The sequence below is a fragment of the uncultured Kiloniella sp. genome (genome assembly GCF_937128705.1).
Classification (GTDB): Bacteria; Pseudomonadota; Alphaproteobacteria; order Kiloniellales; family Kiloniellaceae; genus Kiloniella.
The window spans coordinates 1-8,972 of the sequence record NZ_CAKZMP010000266.1 but is presented as its reverse complement, the minus strand read 5'-3'; the positions used below and the strand labels follow the sequence as shown (position 1 = coordinate 8,972).

The window sequence follows — 8,972 nt, the reverse complement described above, 5'->3', positions numbered from 1 at the left end:
GTATCCATAGGTTTGGCCGGGCTTTGTGATATCGTCGAGATATCGTCCCTTGCCGATGATGAAACGCTTGTCTTCTTTGCGACGTACAGAGGCGCCGATTCCAGTTTCAGTAGTCATGATTTTACGCCTCCATTTCTTTTGCCGCGGCCTGAATAGATTTAACGATGTTCTGGTAGCCTGTGCAGCGACAAATGTTGCCTTCTAGCCCTTCACGAATTGACGCGTCATCCAGATTGTCAGATTTATTAACCAGATCAACGGCACTCATTATCATACCTGTTGTACAAAATCCGCACTGCAGACCGTGATTTTCCTGAAAGGATTTTTGCATAGGATGAAGGTCATTACCCTTTGCAAGACCTTCGATCGTTGTCACATTTGCGCCTTCGGCTTGAACGGCAAGCATGGTACAGGATTTTGCGCTATTACCATTGACGTGAACAACACAGGCACCACATTGGCTGGTGTCACAGCCAACGTGGGTGCCGGTTAGTTTTAAATTCTCGCGGATAAAAGTCACAAGCAGGGTGTTCGACGATACATCCGCCGAAACTTGCTTGCCATTAACTGTCATAGATACCGTTGGCATCGGGTTTCTCCTGTTCGTGGTGTGACAGTCCAGATTATTTTTTTGGTTCGTTAAGGGTTCTGGATCTGTTGCCCTAGGGGCGGATGGTGCACTGCATAGGCCTATTGAATCCGTGCAACGCGATCTGGAATTGATGGTTCTTTGTCGAACTCTTTTGTGTTTAGAACGTGCTTAATCTCATTTCTATGCCCAAGAAGATTAACTTAGGGCATAGATAACAATGGCGGCTAATATGACGCCTGCAATGCCGAAGTAGAGGGCATTGTTGTTGGATGTATTTTTTGACGTTTCGGTGTCTGCATTTATTTGGGATGGTGTTTCATCTGCTAACTCATCGCTTTGTAACTCATCGGTGGTTTCGCCGACAGGTGAGCCGATATTTTGGGAAAAGGCCTGAAAAAAATCATCCGCCATTTTTTTTGCGGCTGAATCAACCAGGCGAGACCCTATTTGGGCAAGTTTACCACCAACCTTGGCATTTACTGAATAGTTCAACAGAGTTTGCTCGTCTTGACTTTCTAGCCAAACTTTTGCTTCTCCCTTTCCGAAACCAGCTGCGCCGCCCTTACCTTCACCAGTTAAAGTGTAGCTATTAGGTGGATTAAGATCTGAAAGAGTTACTTGTCCATTGAATTTAGCTTTCACGGGGCCAAATTTTGCGGTCAAGCTTGCTTTAAATTCATTGTCAGATGTTTTTTCAACGGTCTCACAGCCTGGAATTGAGAGCTTTAATATCTCTGGGTCATTCAAGGCTTCCCACACCTTGTCCTGAGGGGCCGGGATTAGCTGTTGCCCTTCCATTTTCATAGCAATTTACCTTGTGCGATTTACCCTGTTCGTATCCGCATTATTTTTTAGCGGTTCATTTCTTGGTGTTTGTTCTAATAACTATTGGTTCTTTAACTATCAGCTATGCGTGAGCAGCTTTCTAGTCCTCTTTTGTCATTACCTAAGTGAAGTGTTTCAACTTTGCGACAAACCAGATGCGATAACATAAAATACTACTTTTCGGAGTCTCATGAAGTAATTTTGCTACTTTTTAGTATGGGTGAGCACTGGGGGGATATCAAGCAGCATGAAGTGCTTATCGGGGAAAAGATCTTCTTGGGTGTTCCGTGATGTGAAGCGTTTACCGATAAGTTTTCCCAATATGTTTTTTGACGATGTTTGTTTTCTTTGGGTGTGGCTCTGATACTGGACTCCAGCGATGTGCTGTTGTGCTATACTTGGATTGGTTTTTCTGGATTTCAGAGATATTTTTATCCAAGGAGGGTGAAATGGCTACGATGCAAAAACGCTATCTTCGTCAGAGCAAACCAGATCATGGTACTCAACAAGGTACAAACCATGGGGCGTTCTATTATAAGCGCTTCATCATGGCGAAAATGGGGAGGGAATATCGAAACCCCTTGGCCATATTTCGTTCGATCCGAACAAAACAGGATATGGATCGCCCAGATGGGGCGACGGATATGTTTTTTCGTATAAGGTGAAATTACAAAAAAAAGCCAATCGGCGGGGGACCGATTGGCAAAGTGTAGATACGGAGACATTTGGGGAGGGTGTGAAACGTCACATCGCTAATGTCTCGGCATCAGAGCATCGGGGTAGGATGCATCTTGCTAAAATCTGTTTATACAAGGATATATCCCTGTATAAGGATCTGAATAAAACTGATACTGGGGTACGGTACTGACGCTAAAGGTACAGACTGGTTGTTCGGATTTAATTTATCTACGAATCAATTCATGATTGTAGTAGGCCTGATAAAAATTAAATAATAATTAAAATTATACCGTAAGACGCAATAGAATACGTCTTACGGTTGTTTTTTGTAAGCTTTCAAATGTCTCGTTAAGCGGTTCTGGACAGGGCTAGAACATAACGGGTTTTCCAGCTGCTTACGGGGGAAGTCAACGTTTCCAAAAATGTTTTGAGAAGTTTATGGGCTTCTGCAGATCTCATTTTGCGGGCATTCTGAAAGTGAACGCTCATGTCAGCAGCGGTTAGATCAAAATCGTTAGTAGATTCGATTGTATTTCTCATCTTTCAGGTCCTTCATCTATCTATTTCTTAATCATAAGATATGCATTTTTAAGACAAATGATAATAGGTCTTGTTGGATAAGGATTATATAGTTTATTTTGATAATACTATGGATGTGATTAGCGATATGACAGTATTTGTCGAGGTTGTTACGGCTGGCGGAATGACCGCGGCGGGACGGAACCTCAATTTATCCGCTGCTGTTGTCAGTAAGCGCATTGCTAACTTGGAAGAGCGGCTTGATGCGCGCCTTCTGAATAGAACGACGAGACGCTTAAGCCTGACGGATGAAGGCGCAGGTTATTATGTCCGCTGTCAATCCATCCTTGAAGATATAGCAGATGCCGAGGCCGCACTTTCAGGATTGGCCGGGCATGTGAAGGGGACGCTGAAAATAACCGCACCATCGTCTTTTGGGCGTAAGCATATATCTCGCTTGTTACCAGAGTTTCTCAAACAGTATCCGGACGTATCTATTCAAGTAAGCCTGACAGATCAAATCGTTGATATGGTTCAATCTGGTTTTGACGTTGCTATTCGGACTGGTGAGTTAAAAGACAGCAGCCTGATTGCGCGAAAGCTTAGCCCGGCAAGACGGGTGGTTTGTGCATCACGTGATTATTTGGCGAAAGAGGGTATGCCGAAACATCCGCAAGATCTTATTCATCATAATTGTTTGGTACTTGGATATCCGGGTGGTGTGCATGATCATTGGCACTTCAAAGGCCCTGAAGGACAGATAGATGTTAAAGTTAAGGGGAATCTGGAAACAAACAATGGCGAGATCCTGAGGGATGCGACGAAGGCAGGAATTGGTATTGCCATTAAATCCACCTGGGATATTGGGGATGAGCTGAAAGCGGGCGAACTGATTCCCATTCTGAAAGAATTTGAGCTGCCGAGTGCCGCTGTTTATGCGCTCTATCCCAATAGAGAACATTTGCCAGCCAAAACCAGATCTTTTATTGACTTTCTCGAAGGAAAATTTGGCAGTGAGCCCTATTGGGATCGGGGTATCAGTTTAAAAGATATTTAGCGGCGTTGTTGTTTGTGATTGGTTTATTGCTGGCTTTGCGGTTTGAGGCGATAAAGCGCCCCGTTATTTTCATCTGTCAGGATATAAAGAAAGCCATCAGGCCCCTGTTCTATCGCCCGGATGCGTCCGGCTTCTTCTGTGAGCAATCTTTCTTCATGAACGACTTTGTTGTCTTTTATTTCCTGTCTGACCAGAAGCTTGAATTTCAAGGCTGTGGTGAAAAGGTTACCTTTCCAGTTGGCGAAGGCATCCGCTGAATAGAAAGTTATGCCAGCAGGTGCAATAGATGGTGTCCACTGATGAACAGGTTGTGCCATGTCAGGGTGATGTGTTCCCTCCCCGATTGACCCCAGTATGTATTCTTTACCATAGGTGATAACGGGCCAGCCGTAATTTACCCCAACTTGAAGGCGGTTTATTTCATCCCCCCCACGGGGGCCATGTTCACTTACCCACATTTCGCCCGTCTCTGGGTGCCTTGTGAGGCCTTGTGGATTGCGGTGACCATAAGAAAAAATTTCAGGAAGGGCGTTGGCTGCTCCCGAGAAGGGAGGGTTATTGGCGGGATCACCCTGATCATTCAGCCGTAATACTTTGCCTGCATGTGAAGTAAGTTTTTGTGCATTATCACGATTTCCCCGGTCCCCGACTGTCATAAACAGATCACCATTGCGATCAAACTTGATGCGTGATCCATAATGCTTTGACGTGGTAGATCCGGTGTCTGCAATAAATATGGTTTTAGGATCAATAAGTTCGCCATTGATAAATTTGGCTTGAGCCAGTGCTGTTGTTGATCCTTTTTTGAGCGGGTGGCTATAGGTGAAGTAGATCAACTGGTTTTGTTCGAATTCAGGGTGAATTGTTATATCAAGTAATCCGCCTTGTCCTCTCGCTCTGACTTCGGGGAAATCGTTCAAAGAAACATCATGCAGAGTATTGTCATGATAGAGCTTTAATCCCTTTTCACGCTCTGTGATCAGTAAAGTCTTGTCTGGTAAAAAGACCATACCCCATGGGTGATCTAGTCCATCAGCAAGTAGTTCAAGCTCAAAGGTTTCTTTTTCACTCTGGAACACGGTGGGGGAGGCTGCAGCGGTTTGATGGGGTGTAAAGGCCGCCGCGATAAAGGAAAGCCAGATAGTCAAAAATGTCTTTTGTACCATGTCGCACTCCATATAAAACGTGATGAGTGTATTGAGCAAGTTTACCGAACCACACGCATGATGGCCCAAGATTTAGGATAAAAACAAGTTGGCATGAATTTATTGTGATCAGAATTCTGCGTAATAAATTTTCCTGAAAACATTTTCTCGCTTTATTAAATTGTTCTCAAAATCACTAGCTTCTAAACCTATGGGACACCGAAAGCATGATAATCGCAGGGTAAAAATAGGAGAAATGTTATGACACTTAAACCAGAACAGAACTTAAATAATGTTCAAAAAAGAGCGCTAAGTGTTTTTACCGCGGGTATATCTAATGGTGAATTTGGCTTTCCCCCTGAAACGTTGATTGAGGTTGAAAAGGGGAAAGGTGCCAAACTCTGGGACAGCGGCGGGCAAGAATATCTCGATTTTTCGATAGGTTGGGGGTCTTGTCTGGTTGGTCATGCGCGAGAAGAAGTTGTTGAAGCCGTCCAAAAACAAGCAGAGTTGGGATCAAATTTTGCTTATTTGAATAATCATGCGCTACAGCTCGCCGAAGAAATACAAAGAATTGCGCCGGCCATTGATCGATTAAGATTCTGTGCGTCTGGTACAGAAGCAACGATGTACTGCCAACGATTGGCGCGGGCATTTACGGGTAAGAAAAAGATATTGAAGTTTGAAGGGGCTTATCATGGTGCGAATGAAGCGGGTGTTACATCCCTTTTTCCACATCTAAATTTATCTTTTCCAACCCCGGAACTCACCTCTGCCGGCACCCCAATGGCCCACGAAAACCTTTTGGTTGCGCCTTATAATGATCTGGAAACAACAAAAGAAATTATAGACAGTTATGCGGATGAAATCGCAGGGGTTTTAATGGAGCCTTTGCAGCGCTGTACACCGCCAATCCCGGGATTTCTGGAAGGTGTCCGAGCGCTTTGCGATACGCATGGTATCCCGCTTATTTTTGATGAAGTGGTCACAGGGTTTCGATTGGCCTATGGCGGTGCACAAGAAAAATACGGAGTGATCCCTGACCTTGTTGCCTATGGTAAAGCTCTGGGAGGTGGGTATCCCATCGGTGCTTTTGGCGGCCGGGCGGATATTATGGACCATGTAAATGAGCATTATATTGGTCAGGATAATTATGTCTGGATGGCCTCGACTCTGGGGGGGAACCCCATTTCTACCGCAGCAGCCAATGCTGCCCTTTCCGTTTATCGTGTGCCGAGGACCTATGAGAAGCTGTTTGAGACAGGGGAGTATTTGCGTGCAAATCTAAGGCGTATTCTGAGTAGTTTGGGGGAGCCTGCGCAGGTAATCGGTGATGGCCCTTTGGCGCAGATCGTTTTTACAGATCAAGAGGTTTTCAATTATCGTTCAACGGCGCTGGGGGATAAGAAAAAAGGCCGTACGATGATGTTGGGGCTTTTTAAAAGGGGGGTTTTTCTGAATCCGATGGGAACCAAGCTCTATATCTCAATCGCTCATGACAAAAGTATTTGTGATGCTTTTTTGACGCGTTTTGAAGATTGCTTACGAGAAGATGTTCTCTAACAAAATCAGGCTTTGTTTAAACTGTTACAGAAAATGAGAGGCGAAAGGATTAATAGCAGAGTGTTATTTTTGTGATTGTCTTAAAATGATCATATTGTTTGCATACTTTTCTTCATTATTCAGGTAACTCTAATGAATAAGTGTTCTTGGCTTGTTCTGGCGTTGAGGCTTTTCTGTTTTTTTAGATAAATTTTATCTTAACATTTGATCGATTGTGATCGGCAGAGTATCAATTCCTGAATAGATCCTGAAAGTAGTTTAAAGAATGGTTCATGAAAGAGTTCGAGCATATGCCTGAGATTGGTGACATTTTTTCTAAAAGGCACGCATCGTACCAAGATTGGGAAGTTGTCGAGGTTTATAAATCGACAATTGACGGGCTTGAATACGCCCGACTCCGCAATAAAAATATTGGGGATAAATCTGTAAGTGCTGTTGAATTGACGCGTCGTGGTTCAGATTGGTTACGAAAAGCACCTGTTTAAAGCAAACGATAAATTTTTCGAATTTAAAGCCCGCTGTATAGCGGGTTTTTTATGTTCTGAACATTTTCTCTAGATAAACAGATGCTGCCTGAGTCTGATTTGTGTCCGTAGGGTGACAATTATATGTTAAGCCCCACTGCGCCCCGAGTTGACCTTGATGTGATCGTAGATCCTCCATAATTTCGAGCAACTGTCATAACTTCAATTTATATATTACAGAGGTGCTCTATGAAGGAAAAAAATCCAGAAAAATTACCCGTTGTTGGTGATGTTTATTCAAAACGAACTCGTTTTTTACAAGATTGGATTGTGACAGACATATACAAATCCCATGTTGACGGGGTTATTTACGCACGACTTAAAAACCCATTGATGGGTGAAAAAAACGTCGGCGCGGCAGAACTGGTTCGAAAGAAATCTGATTGGACCAAGAAAACGGTTAATCAGTCTCCGGTTGATCCTGTACTAGATTTTTCTTTGGAGCAGCAACACGGTGATTCGGATGAATTCATCTCCGCGATATGGATTGACGTGGCCGCTGTAGAGGCGGGTAATTTCACACTGTATTTGGATAATTCCGGCACAACACTGGCAGCATCAGGAGTCACGCAAGAGGGTGGTTGGTACAAGCTTACCAATGAAGCTGATTGGACTAATATTTACGCACAAGGGGCTCCTAACGTGCATGGCAATTTCAACTTTGGCGTGAGATATGAAATTACTGATATATCAAGCGATGGGTCATTGGTAGCTAAAGCGGTACTTGCTCCCGCCACCACGCACACCTTAGAGATAGATGCAGTTACAGATCCAGCAACGCTGTTGATCAACACCATTACCTCTAGTGATAGTTATGGGAATACCGTGACCATTACAGATAATGATGCGGGCCCAGGTACTGACTTCAGCGTGGAGGCTAGCGGAAATACGACACTTACCGTTAATGTAACGCTGACAAAAGATGAAGATGCTAATGCCAATAATGAGCGTGACTATGATGGCAGCGAGGCGGTAACACAGGTCATTATTGATAACGTGCCTGCGGGCGTAACTATTGATAATGCGGTTTACATTGGTAATTTCCCTAGTACTCATCCCGGTGTGACCAACACTGGGCGTTGGCTACTAAAAGTGGTTGATCCTGTTGGTGATAACTTAAACGGTCTTGCCAATTTTGATGTGGTTTATAATTTAATAGGGTCTGCTGATAAATTTGCTCCGAAGCTAGAAGATCTTGAATTATTTATTCGTGTTGTCACCGAAGATAGTAATAATGACTCTGAGAATATAGCTTCAGATTCCTGGAAACTGTCAACAACTGATGTTTTTAACGGTGATAATTCGGCTAGTGATCCAGCTGCAACCATAGATACTTGGCAAGATGATCCTGCTTTTGTTGCTACAGAGGATACGTCATTCCTACTTAGTGATACGCTGATGGGCACAATATCGGGCAGTAGTGATTTTGCTATAACAATTACTGGTTTTCCAGCAGGAACAGTAGTTACTGGTATGGAGTTAACAGTAGTTGATGGCGTTGAAACGTGGACAGCCTCTGGTTCTGGTGGCGATGCTGCGTTACAAGCGTTAAAAGCCAGTATTCAAATAACGTTACCAAATCACTGGAATAATAATTCTCAAGCGGGCAATTTACAGTTCCAAAGTACGTTAACAACGTATACGGATAGCGGTGATCGCAATGACAGCACGGCACTAGTTACTCAATCTGTGACGCCAGTTACGGATCAAGCAATAATGACTATTAGTAACAACGGTACGTTAGTTCCAAACATTAACCCTAATGTTATTGACCCTAGGGTTATTAATGAGGACGCCTCAGTTACCTTTTCTGTTGCAATCACTAACCCCAACGATGGTGCGTTTAGTCAGGTATTACCTGATGTGAATACGGCTGATGGTAATTTATATGTTCAGTTAACCGAGACCGATATGGCTGGCGGTACGTTGTGGGTCAACGGTGTCGAAATTACCAAAACCCCCGTTGGGGCAGGTGTGGCTGGTGCTGCCGGCGACTATTACGTAATTACGGGTGTTAATGTGGGCGAATCACCACAGCTGGAATATCGCCCGCCTGAAAATGGCTCAGG

Annotated in this window: 9 protein-coding genes; 5 read left to right on the top strand and 4 right to left on the bottom strand. The window is 43.9% G+C overall.

The genetic code is table 11. The features are described from left to right. Window positions 1-121 precede the first annotated feature (121 nt). Window positions 122-589, bottom strand: a complete 468-nt coding sequence (locus Q0241_RS13635) for a (2Fe-2S)-binding protein (protein WP_299378424.1) — start codon at window positions 587-589, stop codon at window positions 122-124. Between the two features lie 198 nt (window positions 590-787). Further along, complete coding sequence (locus Q0241_RS13630) at window positions 788-1,396, bottom strand: carbon monoxide dehydrogenase subunit G (RefSeq protein WP_299378422.1); 609 nt, start codon at window positions 1,394-1,396, stop codon at window positions 788-790. 470 nt (window positions 1,397-1,866) lie between these two features. Here Q0241_RS13630 and Q0241_RS13625 point away from each other — a divergent pair, with 470 nt between their 5' ends. Further along, on the top strand, window positions 1,867-2,082 hold the full coding sequence (locus Q0241_RS13625) for a hypothetical protein (protein WP_299378419.1): 216 nt from the start codon (window positions 1,867-1,869) through the stop codon (window positions 2,080-2,082). Window positions 2,083-2,443: 361 nt separating this feature from the next. Here Q0241_RS13625 and Q0241_RS13620 read toward each other — a convergent pair whose 3' ends face one another. Continuing rightward, window positions 2,444-2,635 carry a hypothetical protein gene (locus tag Q0241_RS13620; protein WP_299378416.1) on the bottom strand — a complete coding sequence of 64 codons (192 nt, stop codon included), beginning with the start codon at window positions 2,633-2,635 and terminating at the stop codon, window positions 2,444-2,446. A 127-nt stretch (window positions 2,636-2,762) separates the two neighbouring features. Between Q0241_RS13620 and Q0241_RS13615 the strand changes: the two genes are divergently transcribed. Further along, the gene (locus Q0241_RS13615) at window positions 2,763-3,671 is read left to right on the top strand and encodes a LysR family transcriptional regulator (protein WP_299378413.1); all 909 of its coding nucleotides are present in this window, start codon (window positions 2,763-2,765) and stop codon (window positions 3,669-3,671) included. Window positions 3,672-3,694: 23 nt separating this feature from the next. Here Q0241_RS13615 and Q0241_RS13610 read toward each other — a convergent pair whose 3' ends face one another. After that, entirely contained in the window at window positions 3,695-4,837 is a 1,143-nt protein-coding gene (locus Q0241_RS13610; RefSeq protein WP_299378410.1) for a PQQ-dependent sugar dehydrogenase, read from the bottom strand. Between the two features lie 240 nt (window positions 4,838-5,077). On the opposite strand from Q0241_RS13610, the gene Q0241_RS13605 reads away from it, so the two are divergent. The 3 genes from Q0241_RS13605 to Q0241_RS13595 form a co-directional block, all read left to right on the top strand. Then, on the top strand, window positions 5,078-6,379 hold the full coding sequence (locus tag Q0241_RS13605) for an aspartate aminotransferase family protein (RefSeq protein WP_299378407.1): 1,302 nt from the start codon (window positions 5,078-5,080) through the stop codon (window positions 6,377-6,379). 272 nt (window positions 6,380-6,651) lie between these two features. Beyond that, the gene (locus tag Q0241_RS13600; RefSeq protein ID WP_299378404.1) at window positions 6,652-6,864 is read left to right on the top strand and encodes a hypothetical protein; all 213 of its coding nucleotides are present in this window, start codon (window positions 6,652-6,654) and stop codon (window positions 6,862-6,864) included. A 228-nt stretch (window positions 6,865-7,092) separates the two neighbouring features. Next, on the top strand, window positions 7,093-8,972 hold a 1,880-nt coding region (locus Q0241_RS13595; protein WP_299378401.1), incomplete at its 3' end, for a hypothetical protein.

Bases quoted from the DNA above. Each gene is read 5' to 3' on its own strand.
- Q0241_RS13630 (WP_299378422.1), bottom strand. From the start codon at position 1,396: ATGAAAATGGAAGGGCAACAGCTAATCCCGGCCCCTCAGGACAAGGTG.
- Q0241_RS13610 (WP_299378410.1), bottom strand. From the start codon at position 4,837: ATGGTACAAAAGACATTTTTGACTATCTGGCTTTCCTTTATCGCGGCG.
- Q0241_RS13625 (WP_299378419.1), top strand. From the start codon at position 1,867: ATGGCTACGATGCAAAAACGCTATCTTCGTCAGAGCAAACCAGATCAT.
- Q0241_RS13635 (WP_299378424.1), bottom strand. From the start codon at position 589: ATGCCAACGGTATCTATGACAGTTAATGGCAAGCAAGTTTCGGCGGAT.
- Q0241_RS13615 (WP_299378413.1), top strand. From the start codon at position 2,763: ATGACAGTATTTGTCGAGGTTGTTACGGCTGGCGGAATGACCGCGGCG.
- Q0241_RS13605 (WP_299378407.1), top strand. From the start codon at position 5,078: ATGACACTTAAACCAGAACAGAACTTAAATAATGTTCAAAAAAGAGCG.
- Q0241_RS13620 (WP_299378416.1), bottom strand. From the start codon at position 2,635: ATGAGAAATACAATCGAATCTACTAACGATTTTGATCTAACCGCTGCT.
- Q0241_RS13600 (WP_299378404.1), top strand. From the start codon at position 6,652: ATGAAAGAGTTCGAGCATATGCCTGAGATTGGTGACATTTTTTCTAAA.